Source organism: Allobosea sp. 2KB_26 (assembly GCF_052115715.1).
Classification (GTDB): domain Bacteria; phylum Pseudomonadota; class Alphaproteobacteria; order Rhizobiales; family Beijerinckiaceae; genus Allobosea.
In genome coordinates this window covers 593677-610399 of the sequence record NZ_JBFRHE010000001.1, presented here as the reverse complement: position 1 = coordinate 610399, position 16723 = coordinate 593677, and the positions used below count along the sequence as shown (strand labels likewise).

The following is a 16723-nucleotide window of genomic DNA, read 5'->3' as shown; positions in this document are numbered from 1 at the left end:
TCCTACAGCTCTGGCCTGAGACGGTGCCGTGACGGATAAGACACTCGACATTCTTTGCATCGGCGAGCCGCTTGGCGAGTTCAATGCGACCCGCGGCGAGGCCGGTTCCTTCCGCTTCGGACATGGCGGCGACACCTCGAACTGCGCGATCGCGGCGGCACGGCAGGGGGCCAGCGTTGCCTATGTCGGCGCTTTGGGGGACGACAGCGCAGGCCGCTCCTTCCGTGAGCTCTGGGCCAGGGAAAACGTCGATGACCGCCATGTCACGACCCATCCGACCGCGCCGACGGGGCTCTATTTCGTCGATCACGGACCGAACGGACACGTGTTCTCGTATCTGCGTGCGGGCTCGGCCGCGAGCCTCTGCGGACCGCGCGATCTGCCGCTCGACTTTGTTCGCTCGGCCAAGGTGGTGCAGGCATCGGGCATCAGCCAGGCGATTTCGGCAAGTGCCTGCGATGCGGTGTTCGAGGCTTTTGCCGTGGCCCGCGCGAGCGGTGTCACCACGGCCTATGATACCAACCTGAGACTGAAGCTCTGGCCGCTGACCCGGGCGCGGGCGATCATCCATGCCGCCTGCGCCATGGCCGACATCGTGCTCCCGGGCTTTGATGACGCGACCCAGTTGACCGGCCTGAGCGAGCCGGATGCGATCGCCGATTTCTATCTCGGCCTTGGCGCGAAGATTGTGGCGCTCACTCTGGGCCACGAAGGCTCGCTGGTTGCGACGTCGCAGCGGCGCCAGCGCTTCGTGCCGATCAAGGTCGATGCGATCGATGCGACCGGCGCCGGCGACTGCTATGACGGGGCCTTCCTCGCCGAGTATGTGCGCACGGGCGATCCCTTTGTCGCCGCCGCCTACGCCAATGTCGCGGCGGCGCTTTCCACGCTGGGTTATGGCGCAGTCGCGCCGCTACCAAGGCGCGCCGATGTCGAGGCGCGAATGGCCGTTGAGGCAAGGGCTTGATTGAGATGAACGTTCCGATCCTGAGCCAGGCCGGCGATCTGCTCGCCGGCTATGACGTGCTCATCAGCGATGTCTGGGGCGTCGTGCATGACGGCGTCTGGGCCCTCGAACCCGCTTGCGATGCGTTGATCACGTTCCGGCAGCGTGGCGGTGCGGTCGTGCTGCTCTCGAATGCGCCCGGTCCCTCGGAGCAGATTGCCGGCGTTCTCGACGACAAGCGCGTTCCTCGCGAAGCCTGGGATCGGCTGGTGACCTCCGGCGATGTAACCAAGGCGCTCATCGCAGCGAGCCCGACACGGAAGATCTATCATATCGGCAGGCATGCGGACCGGGCCGTGTTTGCGGGCCTTGATGTCAATCTCGTTGACGAAGCTGAGGCGGAGCTCGTCGTTGCGACGGAGTTGAACGACTATCGGCGCGAGACACCAGAGGATTACCGTCCGCTGCTGACGCGCCTTGCGGCGCGCAAGCTTCCCTTCATTTGCGGCAATCCCGATCTCGTCGTGCATGTCGGCGAGGATTTGCTGCCCTGCGCCGGAGCGCTTGCGACGATCTACGAGGCCCTCGGCGGCTCGGTGGCCTGGGCTGGCAAGCCGCATCGACCGGCCTATGACCTGGCGCTTGCTGCGGCCCGGGAGGCTCGTGGCGGCCGCGCGATCGAAGCCGACAAGGTTCTGGTGATCGGCGACGCGGTGCGAACCGATCTCGCGGGTGCACGCATGATGGGTTTCGACAGTCTTTTCGTCGCCGGGGGCATCCATCGCGAAGAGACGATCCTGGATGGTGAGGTCGACCCGGCCGGCGTCACCCGCGTTCTGGCCGGGCAGCCGGCCGTGCCTGTCGCAGCCATGGCCGCGCTCGCCTGAGGGTGGCTCAGACCGGAGGCGCCCGCCGCGTCTTCAGCCAGGCTCCGATATCGGCGTAAAGCCCCTCGAAGGGGCGGAAGACGAAGCGGATCTTCGATCGGCCAGGCGGCACAGCGACCGCTCGGAACAGGACATTGGCGCGAAGCAAGTGAGCTGGCTTGCCGTCGACTTCGACCTGCCACCAGTGATGCCAGACATCATTGAGCACGACATAGCCGCCGCTCGGAGCATCCGCCTCGAGAACGACGTCGGTGGTGCCGTAATCGACGATGCGGACCGAGCCGGGCTGAGCGGGCCCGGCGGGCAGGGGCGGCGGGGCCCGCTCCAACAGGACCGAGGTTCTCGGGTCGAAGCCTGCTGGCCATTGGCCGCTTGCCAGGATCGGGTCGAAATCGGCCCGCTCGGCCTTCTCGACAAGCAGCACACGGGGCAAGGCGCGCGGGTTCTCGTAGACATAGGCATCGCGCGTCCTGGCGATCTGAACGAGGTCGCCGGGCTTCAGAGTCTTGTCGATCTGTTCGACGGGGACGCCGGTCGCGATGAAACGCAGGCCGAGCATGTCGGCGAGCAGCGAGCGGTAACTCGGCATCAGTGGCGAGAACGTGCGTTGGTCCGGCAAGGCGACATGGTCGCCCGCGCCCGTGGCCTTGCTGTAGAGACCGAGCCGGAGGGGATTGTAGCCGAGCGTATTGTCGAGTTGATGGACGAGACTGGCGTTGGGCCAGTGGAAATCGATGCCCGCGAGCTCGATGCGGTCGCGGCGGTCCGGCGCCGCGGTGCGGGCCGTCTCGCGTTTGAGCAGGGCAATCGTCTCGTTCGTGCTGTCGGCGCGCAAGACGTCATAATTCTGCGAGGGCAGGGCGGTGGATTCGCTCGGGCCGTTATTGACGGAGAGATCCACCGTCAGCGTTGCTGCCAGCAAGGCAGTGGCCGCAAGCGTCGAGCCTCTCAGTGAGAGCCCGCGGGCCGCGACCAGTGCGCCCGCGCTCAAGAGGGCGCAGAGCAGCGCAGTGACGAGCGGGATCGTCGCCACACCGACACGCCCGACGGTCGAGGCGAGCCAGAGGGCGAGCCCAACGAAGCCGACCAGAAGGGCTGCCTCGACGAGCACTTGCCAAAGCCTCGCACGTGGCGCGGTGTCGGTCATGACGAGATGGGTCAGGTAGCCGCCGAGGATCGCGAGCAGCGCCCCCAGGATGAAGAGCGCGTCGGCCGGCCGCCGGTAGAAACTCACGCCCGGCAGCACCTCGAAGATCAGCCGGAAACCGGGTGTGTAGCGACCGAGCGCGTAGACCAGCACCAGCAGTGCGGCGATGGTAAGCGCTATGATCTCGCGCCGCAGCAGCGCGCCGCGCACCAGTCCGACTGTCAGGATCAGCAGCATCGGCAGGAAGCCGAGATAGAGCTCGCCCATGTTTCGGGCGAGATAGAGATCGAGCGGCCCGAACCGCCGTTCCCAGGCGGGGCTCGGCGGCCCCCAGAAGTTCTCGAGCGGCCCTGCCGCGCCATAGAGATTGGCAATCAGCCCGGTGAGCAGGGATGCAGGGTGCAGCGAGCCCTTTCCGGCCCCGATCAGGTCGATGGCGGGGCGGTTCGATTCCTGTGCCAGGAAGGCGGTGAGCAGGATCGGAACGGTCGCGACGAGGACGGCGCCGAGCGATCCGGCGAGGAGCGGGAGGATGCTTGCGCGCAAGGCCCGCAGTGGCTTGTCGGCCATCGCAATGGCGGCGATCACCAGTCCGGCCAGGACATAGACGCCGATCAATGCGACCTGGTCGCGGCCAAGCACCATGAAGCCGGCCACGATGCCCGCTGCCAAGCCGTAGATCGGCGAGCTGCGTTCAAGCGCACGCGACAGCAGCAATAGCGTTATGGCGAAGTAGCCGAGACTGAGCACCTGCCCGATATGCTGGATGCGCCAGGCTGCAGAGGCGCCGAAGGCGAAGGCGAGAGCTGCAATGACGGCGCCGGCCGGATGCCAGTTGCGATCGCGAAACAGCAGCACAAGGGCGAGGGCGCCCGCCAGCAAGGTGCCGAGCACGGCGCCGTCGCTCCAGCGAAAGCTCGGCGCCGAATTGAAGATCGCGATCAGGGCGAAAGGCGGTGAGAAGATCAGGGATTGCGGGTCGGCGACCTGCGGCGATCCGGCAAAAACATAGGGCGTCCAGAACGGAGAGAGACCCCGGTTCAGCGCCGTCGCCAGGAATTGCAGCTGAGGGTGAAAATGGGCCTTCGCGTCCCAGGGAATGGTGACGATTCCGGAGAGCCAGGGCCAGGACAGGGCCAACCAGGCGCAGAACACAATACAGAACACGCTGGCGAGCGGCCAGCGTGTCGAGGGAACCGGAGGGGGAATGGTGCCGGGCTCGGACATCAGTGAGCTCTGCCCGAAGCTGCCGCCGCGATCAATCCGTTGGGGCGGCGCGAGCCATCAGCGCGTCCATGTCGATGAAATGGCCGGCGCGGTCCCGCTTGGAGGCGAGATAGCGGACATTGTGAACGTTTGGCCGGCCGAGCACGCGCTGGGTTGCGGCGACCTCGAGCCCGGCAGCCTTGATCGCGCCGATCTTGAGCGGGTTGTTGGTCAAGGCGGTGACGCTTGTCACCCCTAGCTGTTTCAGCATGGTGGCGGCAAAATCGAAATGGCGCTGGTCGAGGTCGAAGCCGAGCACTTCGTCTGCGTCATAGGTATCCCAGCCCTGACTCTGCAGCCGGTAGGCACGCATCTTGTTGGAGATGCCGTTGCCGCGGCCTTCCTGGTCCAGATAGAGCAGAATGCCACCCTCGTTCTCTGCCATCCACTGCACGGTCTCGCGCAACTGGTCGCCGCAGTCGCATTTCAGCGAACCGAAGAGATCGCCCGTCAGGCAGGCCGAATGCAGGCGCACGGGCACGGCGGTACCGAGATCCGGCTTGCCGACGATGATCGCAACCTGATCGCGCAGGCCCTCGCCGCCGCGGAAGACGACGAATTCGGTTTCCGGCGCGCCTTCCAGCGGCACAGGCGCCCGACCGACGATCGCCAGCGATGCGACCTGCTCGCCCCGATAGGCGTTGATCGCTTCAATGGCGACTTCGACGAGCGGCTCGCCGGCAATCTCGTCGGCAGCGACCGGGACAAGGATCGTCGCCGGCAGAACCAGCGAAAGCCTGGCGAGTTCGAGTGCGGCTTCGTCAAGCAAGCCGGCGGGCGCAACGGGCGCATCGACCTTGGCGTCGATCTTCAGGGCAAGTGTTTCGATACGGGCAAGATCGAGCGTCGGCATCGCCAGGATGCCGGTCTCGCTGCGGCCCTTGGCTCCCAGCCTGCGCAAACGCGCTGCGCTGAGAATGAGATGTGCTCGGCCACGGGCAAGCTCGTCGAGCCGCTGAACCAGATCAGCGTCTGCGAGCTCCGCGGAGAGTGCCAGAGCCAGGCTGACACCATCGCGCAAGAGCACCGGTCGGGCGGCGCGGAATTCGGCGATCGCACGATCGACCGTCACGAGGTTGGTTTCTTGCGAGCGGCCGAAGAGCGTACGCGACCGAGACATCGGCGACTTGAGCATCGAACTGTCCGTCAGATTGCACCGGCGAGCGGCGGAGGAATGTTTATTCTACGTTCAGGAAATCGCTAGGGATGCGCGACTGACCCCGGTTTCGAAACGTTCCCGGGGGCTGACGGTTCCCGTTGCCAAAACCCTCACGTCGGCTGAACTTAGCAGCCATCCAATCTGTTGCCGCCAGCTGTATAGGAAGGTGAGATTGAACGCGAGATGAATGGGCGAAGGTAGCGGCATACCCAATCACAGGAAACCATGGGAGAGCAGGGTGAGCAGTCACGACGCCAAGGCGGCCAAATCGGGCATGGCAGCAGTCTACAGCCCGGTCGCGCGGGGTTTCCACTGGCTGATCGTCGCGCTCGTCCTCGTGATGATCCCGCTTGGCCTGGCGATGACCTATCGCGGCAAAACGCTCGATATCTGGGATACACTGACCAACTCGCTCTACAGCGCGCATAAGCTGATTGGCTTCACGCTGCTCTGGCTGATGGCCGGGCGATTGCTCTATCGCCTGCTGCATGGCGCTCCGCCCGACGAGCCGACCCTACTGTGGTGGCACAAGGCTGGTTCGCATCTGGTGCATTGGTTGCTCTATGGCCTGCTGCTCATCGTGCCGATTCTGGGCTGGATCGGCGTGTCGCTCTTTCCAGCATTGACGATCTTCGATCTGTTCGATCTGCCGGCACTCGCTGCGCCGAACGAGGATATGGCAAAGAGGGTGCTCAATATCCACGGCTGGCTGGCGCTCGGCATGGCCCTGCTGATCGCAGCGCATATCGCCGCGGTGATCTATCACCGCTTTATCCGCAGGGATGGCGTGCTGCGGCGGATGTGGCCCGGAGCGCGCTAGCCGACCTAATTCAGACAGGCCGGGCCCAGAGGTCCTGGTGTCCGACGAGCCCGGAGATGACCGCGCGCTTGGCCTCCAGCCAGTCTGCGACCGTGGCGGGGTCGAGATGGCCGGTTTCGGTCACCGCCTCGGCGATGCCCTTCGTCAGGGCCTCCGCCAGTTCGCGCTGGCTTTCGTCGATCAACCATGGACTTTCGGCGGTGGAAACCGCGAATCCGGATTTGCGGAAGGCCTCGGCCATCGCCTCCGTGGCGTCTGGTCCAGCAGCTGGGCCAAAGCCCTTGTCGCTGTGCTGATGATGGTGAAAGGCTGCAAGGACCCTGGCGTCGGCGCCATGTTTCGGCTGCCATTGTTCGCGACCGTCATAGGTCAGCACCGTGTAAAGCGGGACGTTCTGGCTGACGAGCGCGGCGACGAAGCGTTCGAGCCAGCGCTTCGACGTGAGGTCGAACAGGGCCGCCGCGGTCATCAGATCGGGCTGCCAGCCAAGGACCCATTCGAGATCCTTGTTCAGGTCCGCCTTGCGGGTATCGACGGTGATCGTCTTGCCTCCCTTGCGCAGGACGAGTTCCTCACCCTGCTCGCGCACCTCATCGGCCCAGGCCGCGAGGCGTTCACGAGCGACGCCAAGCAGGCGCTCATCGAAATCGACGAGCGTCCAGTGCTGTCGAGCGGGGAGCGCGGAATAGGTGCCGCGTAGATTGGAGCCCGCGCCACAGCCGAGATCGACGATGGTGAGTGATGGGCGGCTGGAGAAATGGGCGCCAACGGCTGCGAGCAATTGCGGGTTGCGCGCTGCGTGATCGGCCGGCTCGCGCAGAGCCAGCCAGTCTGGGGAAAAGCCGCTCATGCAAACACCTTTCGGCAGGTCTCGGCGACGATCGTCGCGGTGTCTTGCCAGCGAGGCAATGTCCCTGCCGCGGCCCAGGAGGCATCGGCCAGGCGCTTTCGGCCAGCGGGTTCAGCCAGAAGCTCGCCCAATGCCCGGGTCAATGCGCCGGCATCGCCGGGAACAACCTTAATGGCGGCGGCATCCGGCACTGTTTCGGCTGCTGCGCCCCCGGTGGTGCACAGGATCGGCAGGCCTCGCGCCATCGCTTCGGTCAGCACCATGCCATATCCCTCGAAGAGGGAGGGCATGACGAAGAGGTCGGCCTTGTCGTAAGCCTGTGCCAGCTCAGCTTCGCCAACGGTGCCCGCCAGCGTGATCCGGTCCTGAAGCCCGGAAGACGCGATCTGTGCCTTGAGCGCGAGAGTTGTCGCGGGCGCCCGGTCGGCTGCGCCGATGATCTGGAGCCGCCAGGACAAGCCCCGCAGCGGGCGCAATGCCTCGACCAGGATGTCGTAGCCCTTGCGCGGGACGAGGGACCCGACCGCGAGCAGTTGCAGCGGCTCGTCCGGGCGGCCACCGGCAGCACGCGGGGCCCGGTCGACGCCGGGCTGGGCAACCGCGATGCGCCCGGCGGGGACTCCGAAATCGGAGACCAGAAGGCGCTTGGTCGCCGGACTGGTGACGATGATGGCGCTGGCATAACGCAGGGCGGCGGTTTCGTGCGCAATCAAGGCGCGGGCCTGCTCCGTTTCAAGTCCGGTTTCGAGGCCGAGGGGGTGGTGCACCAGTGCAACCACCCGGCCGGCCAGGTCGGCCGCGATGCTCTCCGGAAGGGCACCATAGGCCAATCCGTCGATCAGCAGGACGTGACCGGAGGGCTGTGACAGGAGCAGCCGCTGGGTCTCGTCGAGATCCGTCGGCGTCGGGTTTGGAAAGGAACCGGCCAGGGCGAGGTGCCGCGCTGCAACGCCATTGGCGCGCCACTCCCGCAGCAGGCGGCGATCATAGCCATAGCCGCCCGTAGGTAGGTCTATCTCGCCGGGGATCGCGAAGACGATCTCGCTCACGCGAGGGCGCCCTCATAGCTGGCGCGGGCGAGGTCGGTCTCATGCAGGGTGACGCGGATGCGGGACAACCCGGCGCCGTCCTCGCCAAGGGCCCCCGACTTTGCGGCTCCAGCGATCGCGTCGAATATATATTTGCAAAGGAACTCGGTGGTGGTGAGCACGCCGGAAAACTGCGGCAGCGTATCGAGGTTTTGATAGTTCAGCGGCTTCAGGGTCTTGTTCAGGACGTCGAGTGCGGCGCCGATATCGACCACGACATTCTGGCGCGTGAGCCGCTCGCGGAAGAAGGCGACATCGACCACGAAGGTCGCGCCGTGCATGTTCTGCGCCGGGCCGAAGAATGGATCGGGCAGCGAGTGGCCGATCATGATGCGGTCGCGGACTTCGACGGAAAACATGTGCAACTCCTTGGGCCGGCGCGTCGGCAGGCCTCTGTCTTGGCCAAGGCGCCCGTGTCAGGTCAATAGCGCAGCACTGCGGTCAGCCCGCGCCAATCGGCGGACAGCACGCCGGGAAGCTGCGCCGGAGCGTCGGTGAAGCGGATGTCCTGCGTGATCAGCCCGTCCAGCCGTTCGTCGGCGAGGAGGGCCATCGCGGCCTGGGCGCGCCTGGCGTAGTCCCATCGGGAACGGCGCGAGGGTGAGACCTGCCCAACCTGCGAGGAGACGATCTGCAATCGCTTGGAATGGAAGGCGCCGCCGAGCGGGGCGGGCACAGCGCCCTCGCCATACCAGCTCAGCTCGACGATGCGGGCCTCGAAACCGGCCGCTGCTATCGCCGTGGCAAGCCCTGGCGCCGAGGCGCTGGCATGGAAGACGACATCGGCGTTCTCAGGGGCGGCGTCGGGCCGTGCGAAACCGAAGCCGAGCTGTCCTGCCAGAGCAACACGGCCGGGGTCGATATCGACAAGCGTCACATCCGCACCGGGCATCCGTGCCGCAATCCAGGCGACCAGCAGGCCGAGCACGCCGCCACCGACGACGACAATGCGGTCACCGGGACCGGATGCAGCATCCCAATGCGCGTTCAGCGCGGTTTCCATATTGGCGGCGAGCACCGCGCGGCGAGCAGGAACGGCATCGGGCACGACCGTCATCCGTTCGCGCGGCGCCACGAAGCGGCTCTGATGCGGATGGAGGCAAAACACCGTCTTGCCAATGATGTCGGCCGGCCCGGCTTCGACCTGCCCGACGGCGCAATAGCCGTATTTGACCGGGAACGGGAACGCCCCCTCCTGGAAGGGCGCGCGCATCCGCTCGTGCTCGGACGGCGGCACGCGTCCCTCGAAAACCAGGCGCTCGGTGCCGCGGCTGATGCCGCTCCAGAGCATGCGAACCAGGCAATCGCCCGGTCCAGCGGGAGGCACCTTGACGGTGTTCAGGACGCATTCACGCGGCGCCACATACCAGAGGGCCGTTGCCGTCGAACTTGCGCCGGCTGAGAATGCCGGCTTTAGCTCCTGCGCCATGTTGAGCAGACCCTCGCCTTGCACCATCGCATGACGGAACCCGCCATGAATCAGCGCCCCGCTCCGACCACGTTCCAGCCGGCGGCGCAAGAGGCAGGCGATATGCTGCCGGGGCTGACTCCCGCCGGGCTGCAGACGATCGGCGTGTTGCGGGCCCGCCGTCTGCTGGTTCTCGTGCTTAACCTCGTCACGCTTGCGGGCCTTCTCTTCGGGCTGTCGCGGGTGCTGGGCGCAGGCGGCTGGACCCTTGCCGATATCGTGATCTTCGTCGCCTTCCTGTTCGGTGCGCCCTGGACCGTGCTCGGCTTCTGGAATGCTGCCATCGGGCTCTGGCTGCTGCATGGCGTCGAGGACGGGCGCGAACAGGTTGCGCCGTTTGCCGCTGACGGCGATGTCGCGACACCGCTGGCGGTTCGCACCGCAGTCTTGATGACCCTTCGCAACGAGGATCCCACGCGGGCCTTCCGTCGTCTGCGCGTGGTCAAGCAAAGCCTTGACGCGACAGGGCAGGGCGGCTGGTACGACTACTTCGTACTCTCCGACAGCAATGATCCTCGTGTCGCCGCTGCGGAGGAGGCGCTCGCGGCGGGGTGGGCGAGCGAGCTCGGCGAGAGCGGCCGGGTGACCTATCGCAGGCGGACCGATAATGCCGGCTTCAAGGCAGGCAATGTTCGTGAATTTTGCGAGCGCTGGGGCGATCGTTACGAACTCATGCTGCCGCTCGACGCCGACAGCGTGATGTCGGGCGAGGCGATCGTCAGGCTGACCCGTATGATGCAGGCCCATCCGCGGCTCGGCATCCTGCAGAGCCTTGTCGTCGGCATGCCGAGCAGGTCGGCCTTCGCGCGGATCTTCCAGTTCGGCATGCGTCACGGCATGCGCCCCTACACGATGGGCTCGGCCTGGTGGATTGGCGAGTGCGGGCCGTTTTGGGGGCACAATGCCATGGTGCGGATCGCGCCCTTCCGCGATGAATGCCATTTGCCCGTGCTCCCCGGCGGACCGCCGCTGGGCGGCCCGGTGATGAGCCATGACCAGGTCGAGGCGACCCTGATGCGCCGTGCCGGCTACGAGGTGCGCGTCTTGCCGGAGGAGATGGGGAGCTGGGAGGAGAACCCTCCGACCATGCTCGAATTCGCCAAGCGCGATCTGCGCTGGTGCCTCGGCAATCTGCAATATCTCAAGCTGCTCGATCTGCCGGGCCTGAAGCCGATGAGCCGCTTCCAGCTCGTCTGGGCGATCCTGATGTTCCTCGGCCTGCCGGCCTGGACGCTGATGATCGCGCTGCTGCCCTGGAAGGTGATCGAGGATGGCAATATCGCCGGATACCCGGCGGGGCTCGCGGCTTTCCTCTACGTGCTGTTCTTCACGATGTACCTCTCGCCCAAGCTGGCGGGCTTTGCCGATATCCTGCTGACCGGGGGAGGCACGAAGCGTTACGGCGGCACGGGCCGCTTCATCGCCTCGTCGCTGATCGAGATCGTCTTTGCCTTTCTGCAGGGAGCGGTCTCGACCTTCCGCACGACGCTGTTCATGATCAACCTTGCCTTCGGGCGAGCGAAGATCGGCTGGAACGGCCAATCGCGCGACGCGCACGCGTTGTCTTTTGCGACGGCATTCGCAGGTTTGTGGCCGCATCTGCTTTTTGGGCTCTATATCTTCGGTTCGCTCGCCATCCTGTCGCCGACGGTGCTGCTCTGGTCGCTGCCATTGACCGCCGGCTATGTCCTGGCAATTCCCTTTGCGATGCTGACCGCTGCACCGGCGCTGGGGGAATGGTTCGTCGCCCGCGGCCTCTGCGGTATCCCCGAGGATTTCGATCCTCCGGCCGAACTCGCCGCCATCCAGGCCAACATCCAGGCCAACGGAGACGCGCGCGTGATGGGCGTGGCCTATCCCAAGGGTACGGCCAAGGCGATTGCACGCTCGCTCAGGGTCTATCATCGCGATCGTGGACGCCACGCGGCAATGGATGCGCTCTATGCAGGCTTCCTGAAGCCTGGCGATCTCGCCTTCGATATCGGAGCCCATGTCGGCGACCGGATTTCCTCTTTCCGTCGGCTCGGTGCGCGGGTTGTTGCGCTGGAGCCGCAACCCGGTCCGGCGCGTGCAATTCGCCTCATTCACGGGCGGGATCCGAATGTCACCCTGGTGCAGGCCGCCTGCGGCGATCGGGCCGGCACCGTGAGGCTCAGGATCAACAGTGCGAATCCGACCGTCTCGACCGTCTCCGAGCAATTCGTCGGTGCCGCCCACGGCGCCGAGGGCTGGGCCGACCAGGTCTGGGATCGCGAGATCACGGTGCCTTGCACGACGCTCGACGCTCTGATTTCGCGCTATGGCGAGCCCGCCTTCATCAAGATCGATGTCGAAGGCTTTGAGGCCAATGTCCTTGCCGGGCTCTCGCGGCTGGTGCCGGTGATCTCGTTCGAGTTCACCACGATCCAGCGCGATGTCGCTGAGGGCTGCCTCGCACTGCTCGAGACTATGGGGCCGTACCGCTTCAACGTTGCACTCGGTGAAAGCCAGTTCCTCGAACTCTCCGAGGAGGCCAGCGCCGAAGCAATGGGCGGCTACCTGCGTGATTTGCCGCATTCGGCCAACTCTGGCGATGTCTACGCTATCCTGCAGGGCTGAGCAGCGGGCATCGTCGCATTTGCTCGAACTGCCGGCCCCCTCCGGACCAGCACCGCTGCCGCAAAGGAGACCCAGCCGGCCCGGATGCCTGCCCTCCGTCGCCGCCAGGACGCCGAGGACGGAGTGGACCAGCCCGATGAGGAGCATCAGGGCTCCGGCCAGCAGAAGTTGTGTTTGCACGCGTTCCCCGATGGCGCGAGACAGCCGTGAACCACTGCCTAATCATCGGTTGAATTGACGGCCTGCCGAGCCTCCGTCCTGCAGGCGTATGCTTTCATCGGCTGCCCGCACGCCCTATGAGGAAATCAGCCAGCTCGCATTCATCAGGTCTTCGCCATGCTGGCGTCGAAAGCCGTTTTCGAAGGATGGTCATGTTCAGCCTCGCCCGCCCAATCGCTGTCTCGTTCGCCCTCCTGCTTCTCGCCGCGCCGGTGCACGCTGCGGGCGATGTCGCTGTCGAGGTGAAGAACGAGTCGGAGCCTGTGCTTTGCGCCGAGAAGGACAACGTCACGATCAAGGCGATCTCGCCCGAAGTGCGGCGTTTCCAGATCGAGGCGGCACACCCGGCCTATATCGCCGGGTTGGTGCGGGATAACTGGGACGCTGACTGGACCGCCTGCGACATGACCGGCGACCCCGTCTTCACCGCGCCGACACCGCCACGCCGGGTCACCTTCTACGAGAGCATCGATTATTGGCTCGTCGGCTACACCTTCCCGACCTTCTGGCGCCCGGCGGACACCACTTTCAAGGTTGGAGACCGGGTCGAGAAGGGCCTGCATCTCGTGCAGCTCTGGAAGCTCGGCAAGGACAAATCCTATGAAGTTCTCGTGGTCTATCCGCAGGACGGCTACTGGCGCGCCCGGCCGATGCCGCCGCAGCATCTCGGGTTTTCCTCCTACGGCTCATCCTTCCTGTTCGGACCGATCGAACAGGATGGCGCACGGCCGGTGGTGAACATCAAGGAGATCGAGTTCGACCCGAAGACGACCTCCTTCAAGATGAACTTCAAGGATGGCTCGGCTGCGACGCTCAAGCTCGACAGTGTCGACGAGAACCGCATGGTGCTGGATGCCGTGCTCGACAAGCCGGTCACAGGCGGCAAGGCCTTTGTGGCCCTGCGCTCGATGTACGTCACCGAGTTCAACAACGACGTCGCCCGCATCGCCATACGCGAGCCCGGAGCCAAGGGTTGGCGAGAGGAACTGCTGATGCCCTTCAGTGGCGGCAAGGCGAGTGATATCTGGATGGGCCGCACGACCCATTCGCGTCACAATACCTCTTCGCCGGACATGGTCTTCCGCAATTTCTCCAGGGACCCGAACCCGCCGGCGGCGCCTGCCAGGAAATAGGAGCGCTTCCGCGTCCTTATCGGTGTCGCCGGGGCGCGCTGGCCGCCCCCGGCATGACTGCGCGACGTCGAGGCCGCTCCCCATCGGAACGCAACGCGCCTCTGTTGCGTTCTCACATGACGCAGGGCGTGCGGCCCGATAGGTTGGCGCGCGTTTCGTTTGCTGAGGATGCCATGCCGCGTTTTGCCGCCAATCTGTCGATGATGTTCAACGAATGGGAGTTCCTCGACCGCTTCAAGGCGGCTGCGGAAGCCGGCTTCGAGGCCGTGGAGTTCCTGTTCCCCTATGAACACCCGGTCGAGCAGGTGAGCCTTGCGCTCGCGGGGGCAGAACTCGAGCAGGCGCTGTTCAATCTGCCGCCTGGCGACTGGGCCAAGGGCGAGCGCGGCATGGCCGCCGTTCCGGGCCGCGAGGCGGAGTTCCGCGCATCCGTCGAGACCGCGTTGACCTATGCGCAGGCCACCGGGGTGAAGCGCCTGCATATGATGGCCGGGCATGCCGATCCCAGGGATCCTGCAGCTCAGGCAGCCTATCGTGCCTCGCTTGCCTATGCCGCCGACAAACTCGCCGAGCATGACATTGATCTCCTGCTCGAGCCGATCAACGGCAAGGACATGCCGGGCTATTTCCTCAATGATTTCGATGCCGCCGCGGCTTATGTCCGCGAGTCCGGACGGCTCAATGTCAGGTTGCAGTTCGACATGTATCACTGCGAACTGATCCACGGCGACGTCTCAGGCAAGCTGAAAGCGCTCTATCCGCTGGTCGGCCATGTCCAGATCGCCAGCGCCAATGGTCGGCATGAACCGGACGCGCTCGGCCCGGATTATCCGCGTTTGTTCGCTGAACTCGACGGTCTCGGCTATACTGGCTTTGTCGGCTGCGAGTACCGGCCAAGAGCCGGGACGCTCGAGGGGCTGGGCTGGTTCTCCGACTGGAAAAAGCAGGCCTGAGCGATGCGCGCCGAGCCCTTTGCCTACCCGGTCCTCGTTGCGGATATTGGCGGGACCAACTCCCGTCTTTCGCTCGTGCAGCGCGCCGGTGCACGGCCTGAGCCGCTGGCGCGTATCCAGACCGGCAGCTATCCGACGCCTGATGCTGCGCTGGCCTCGGTTCTGGTATCCCTCGATCCCCGCCCTCGCTCGGCGGTTCTTGCGGTTGCAGGGCCGCTCGATGGCCGCACTGCCCAGCTGACCAATGCCAATTGGCATTTCGACGGGCCTGGCATGGCCGCCGAGCTTGGGCTGGTGCAGGGGCTGCTGGTGAATGATTTCGAGGCGCTCGCCGCCTCGCTCGCTGTCCTGAAGCCGCAGGACATGGTCACCCTGGTGCCGGGGCAGCCCGAGGCGGAGGGAGTGCGTCTCGTGCTCGGACCCGGGACCGGCTTTGGTGCGGCGGCTCTGGTCAGCCGGAATGGCAGGGGCGCGTTGATCCCGACCGAGGCCGGGCATATCGGCGTCGGGCCCGAGGACCAGGCGGAGGAGAAGATCTGGCCGGCGCTGGCGGCCGGTCTGCCGCGCGTCACGGTCGAGGGGCTCTTGAGCGGTGACGGTCTGGTGCGCCTGCATCGCGCCATCGCCAGCGAAACAGGCATGGAGGAGGCGAGGGTCAGCGCCGCTGACGTCACCACACTGGCGCTCGACGGCAACCCTGCCGCGCTGATGGCGGTCATCCGCTTCTGGCGATTGCTGGCGCGTGTTGCCGGTGATCTCGCACTCGTCTTCAAGGCGACCGGTGGCGTCTATATCGCCGGCGGAATCGTGCCACGTCTCCTGCCGCTCGCCGGCAATGCCGCACTCCATGCCATGTTCAATGGCAAGCCGCCGATGGAGGAACTTGCGGCGCGCTTCGCCCTGCATGTCATCACGGCACCGGACGCTGCCGAGCAGGGGCTTGCAGCCATTGCGGCATCTCCGGCCCGCTTTGGTCTCGACGACAAAGCCCGATTGTGGTTTCCGTGAACGGCGGCTAGGAGCTGCGTTTCGCGACGAGCGCAGAGCGCCGCATTCTCTTTTTCAGGGCTTTCCCGCTCCTTGTCTCAGCTCTACGGCATCCAGGTTCTGCGCGCCTTCGCGGCATTCATGGTCGCCGTGCATCACGTCCAGCCGGATGCGCTTGCTCTGGCCCAGCGCTCGGGTGCGAGTTTCACGCCCTCGTATCTCGTGCCGTGGATGGCCGGCGTCGATATCTTTTTCGTCGTCTCCGGCTTCATCATGGTGCACGCGTCCGGCGGGCTCTTTGGCCGCAAGGATGCGCCTCGCCTGTTCCTGACGCGCCGGCTGGCCCGCATCGTACCGCTCTACTGGGCGGCTACGACGCTGTTCCTTCTCACCGGGCTGCTGCTCCCCGGTGCGCTCAATTCGGCTGCGCCCGATCTCGGGCAGATTCTGGCATCCTATCTGTTCTGGCCGGCCGTCTCATCTGCCGGTCTCGTCCAGCCCGTCTACTCGCTCGGCTGGACACTGAACTACGAGATGCTGTTCTACGTGCTGTTCGGCGCAGCGCTCCTCCTGCCGCGGGCCGCAGTCGTCCTGGTGGTAACGCTGGCGCTCGCGGTGCTGGTTGCGACCGAGGCTCTGTCTGGCCCCCTGCCATTGCCATTCGGCTTCTGGGGGCAGCCGATCGTGCTGGAATTCGCCGCCGGGATGGGGTTGGCCCTGTTGAGGCGGCAGGGCTTTCGGCTTACGGGTGGGCCGCGCTGGCTCGTTGCTGTCCTGGGCGTCGCAATCCTGCTGCTGGCAGCCTGGCTCCCCGGGGCAGACACGCCCTGGATGTCTTTCCTGCTGCGGGGATCGGCTGCCGTGCTCCTGGTTGCGGCGGCGTCATCCGGCAGCGGCAATTCGGCGCCGTCGGCCCTGGTGCGCGGCCTTGCGGGTCTCGGCGACGCGTCCTACGCGCTCTATCTCGTTCATCCCTTTGCGATCCGGGCGTTGCGCGAAGTCTTTGCGCGTGTGGCTCCCGGCTGGCCCGGCCTCTATGTCCTGACGGCACTCAGCGCTTCGGTGATCGCTTCGGTGCTGATCTATCGCTGGTTCGAGCGACCGGCGACGCGCTGGCTCAGGAAGCGGCTTGAGACCTAGAACATAGGACCGCATATCCGGTCCGATGTTCCAGCCTTCTGTGTTTGCATCGGCTTTCCCGA

Annotated in this window: 14 protein-coding genes; 8 read left to right on the top strand and 6 right to left on the bottom strand. The window is 65.6% G+C overall.

Annotation, left to right across the window (positions count from 1 at the left end):
- Window positions 1-28: 28 nt before the first annotated feature.
- Together AB4099_RS03005 and AB4099_RS03000 are read left to right on the top strand one after the other, a co-directional pair.
- Window positions 29-967, top strand: a complete 939-nt coding sequence (locus AB4099_RS03005) for a sugar kinase (RefSeq protein WP_441476983.1) — start codon at window positions 29-31, stop codon at window positions 965-967.
- A gap of 5 nt (window positions 968-972) precedes the next feature.
- A complete protein-coding gene (locus tag AB4099_RS03000; protein ID WP_441476982.1) occupies window positions 973-1833 on the top strand; it encodes a TIGR01459 family HAD-type hydrolase in 861 nt (286 codons plus the stop codon).
- Window positions 1834-1840: 7 nt separating this feature from the next.
- On the opposite strand, the gene AB4099_RS02995 is transcribed toward AB4099_RS03000, so the two are convergent.
- Together AB4099_RS02995 and ribA are read right to left on the bottom strand one after the other, a co-directional pair.
- Window positions 1841-4207, bottom strand: a complete 2367-nt coding sequence (locus tag AB4099_RS02995; protein WP_441476981.1) for a hypothetical protein — start codon at window positions 4205-4207, stop codon at window positions 1841-1843.
- A 31-nt stretch (window positions 4208-4238) separates the two neighbouring features.
- Window positions 4239-5381, bottom strand: a complete 1143-nt coding sequence (gene ribA / locus AB4099_RS02990) for a GTP cyclohydrolase II RibA (protein WP_441476980.1) — start codon at window positions 5379-5381, stop codon at window positions 4239-4241.
- Window positions 5382-5643: 262 nt separating this feature from the next.
- Here ribA and AB4099_RS02985 point away from each other — a divergent pair, with 262 nt between their 5' ends.
- Window positions 5644-6225, top strand: coding sequence for a cytochrome b (locus tag AB4099_RS02985; protein ID WP_441476979.1), 582 nt, complete (start codon window positions 5644-5646; stop codon window positions 6223-6225).
- 10 nt (window positions 6226-6235) lie between these two features.
- On the opposite strand, the gene AB4099_RS02980 is transcribed toward AB4099_RS02985, so the two are convergent.
- The 4 genes from AB4099_RS02980 to AB4099_RS02965 form a co-directional block, all read right to left on the bottom strand.
- Entirely contained in the window at window positions 6236-7075 is an 840-nt protein-coding gene (locus tag AB4099_RS02980; protein ID WP_113510871.1) for a class I SAM-dependent methyltransferase, read from the bottom strand.
- Window positions 7072-8124, bottom strand: a complete 1053-nt coding sequence (locus AB4099_RS02975; protein WP_441476978.1) for a glycosyltransferase family 4 protein — start codon at window positions 8122-8124, stop codon at window positions 7072-7074. Before AB4099_RS02975 ends, AB4099_RS02980 begins: the two co-directional genes overlap by 4 nt.
- The gene (locus tag AB4099_RS02970) at window positions 8121-8522 is read right to left on the bottom strand and encodes a 6-pyruvoyl trahydropterin synthase family protein (protein WP_113510869.1); all 402 of its coding nucleotides are present in this window, start codon (window positions 8520-8522) and stop codon (window positions 8121-8123) included. The genes AB4099_RS02975 and AB4099_RS02970 overlap by 4 nt, the downstream gene beginning before the upstream one ends.
- 62 nt (window positions 8523-8584) lie before the next feature.
- A complete protein-coding gene (locus tag AB4099_RS02965; RefSeq protein WP_441476977.1) occupies window positions 8585-9592 on the bottom strand; it encodes a zinc-dependent alcohol dehydrogenase in 1008 nt (335 codons plus the stop codon).
- A gap of 45 nt (window positions 9593-9637) precedes the next feature.
- Between AB4099_RS02965 and mdoH the strand changes: the two genes are divergently transcribed.
- The 5 genes from mdoH to AB4099_RS02940 all read left to right on the top strand — a co-directional run bounded on the left by mdoH (window position 9638) and on the right by AB4099_RS02940 (window position 16661).
- On the top strand, window positions 9638-12229 hold the full coding sequence (gene mdoH / locus AB4099_RS02960) for a glucans biosynthesis glucosyltransferase MdoH (RefSeq protein WP_441476976.1): 2592 nt from the start codon (window positions 9638-9640) through the stop codon (window positions 12227-12229).
- Between the two features lie 371 nt (window positions 12230-12600).
- Complete coding sequence (locus AB4099_RS02955; RefSeq protein ID WP_441476975.1) at window positions 12601-13581, top strand: hypothetical protein; 981 nt, start codon at window positions 12601-12603, stop codon at window positions 13579-13581.
- Between the two features lie 173 nt (window positions 13582-13754).
- Window positions 13755-14534 carry a 2-oxo-tetronate isomerase gene (gene otnI / locus AB4099_RS02950; protein WP_113510866.1) on the top strand — a complete coding sequence of 260 codons (780 nt, stop codon included), beginning with the start codon at window positions 13755-13757 and terminating at the stop codon, window positions 14532-14534.
- A 3-nt stretch (window positions 14535-14537) separates the two neighbouring features.
- Window positions 14538-15542, top strand: a complete 1005-nt coding sequence (locus AB4099_RS02945; protein WP_113510865.1) for a glucokinase — start codon at window positions 14538-14540, stop codon at window positions 15540-15542.
- A 72-nt stretch (window positions 15543-15614) separates the two neighbouring features.
- On the top strand, window positions 15615-16661 hold the full coding sequence (locus AB4099_RS02940; protein WP_441476974.1) for an acyltransferase family protein: 1047 nt from the start codon (window positions 15615-15617) through the stop codon (window positions 16659-16661).
- The last annotated feature ends 62 nt before the right edge of the window (window positions 16662-16723 follow it).

Bases quoted from the DNA above. Each gene is read 5' to 3' on its own strand.
- mdoH (WP_441476976.1), top strand. From the start codon at position 9,638: ATGAATCAGCGCCCCGCTCCGACCACGTTCCAGCCGGCGGCGCAAGAG.
- AB4099_RS02970 (WP_113510869.1), bottom strand. From the start codon at position 8,522: ATGTTTTCCGTCGAAGTCCGCGACCGCATCATGATCGGCCACTCGCTG.
- AB4099_RS02995 (WP_441476981.1), bottom strand. From the start codon at position 4,207: ATGTCCGAGCCCGGCACCATTCCCCCTCCGGTTCCCTCGACACGCTGG.
- ribA (WP_441476980.1), bottom strand. From the start codon at position 5,381: ATGCTCAAGTCGCCGATGTCTCGGTCGCGTACGCTCTTCGGCCGCTCG.
- AB4099_RS02965 (WP_441476977.1), bottom strand. From the start codon at position 9,592: ATGGCGCAGGAGCTAAAGCCGGCATTCTCAGCCGGCGCAAGTTCGACG.
- AB4099_RS02980 (WP_113510871.1), bottom strand. From the start codon at position 7,075: ATGAGCGGCTTTTCCCCAGACTGGCTGGCTCTGCGCGAGCCGGCCGAT.
- otnI (WP_113510866.1), top strand. From the start codon at position 13,755: ATGCCGCGTTTTGCCGCCAATCTGTCGATGATGTTCAACGAATGGGAG.
- AB4099_RS02955 (WP_441476975.1), top strand. From the start codon at position 12,601: ATGTTCAGCCTCGCCCGCCCAATCGCTGTCTCGTTCGCCCTCCTGCTT.
- AB4099_RS02945 (WP_113510865.1), top strand. From the start codon at position 14,538: ATGCGCGCCGAGCCCTTTGCCTACCCGGTCCTCGTTGCGGATATTGGC.
- AB4099_RS03000 (WP_441476982.1), top strand. From the start codon at position 973: ATGAACGTTCCGATCCTGAGCCAGGCCGGCGATCTGCTCGCCGGCTAT.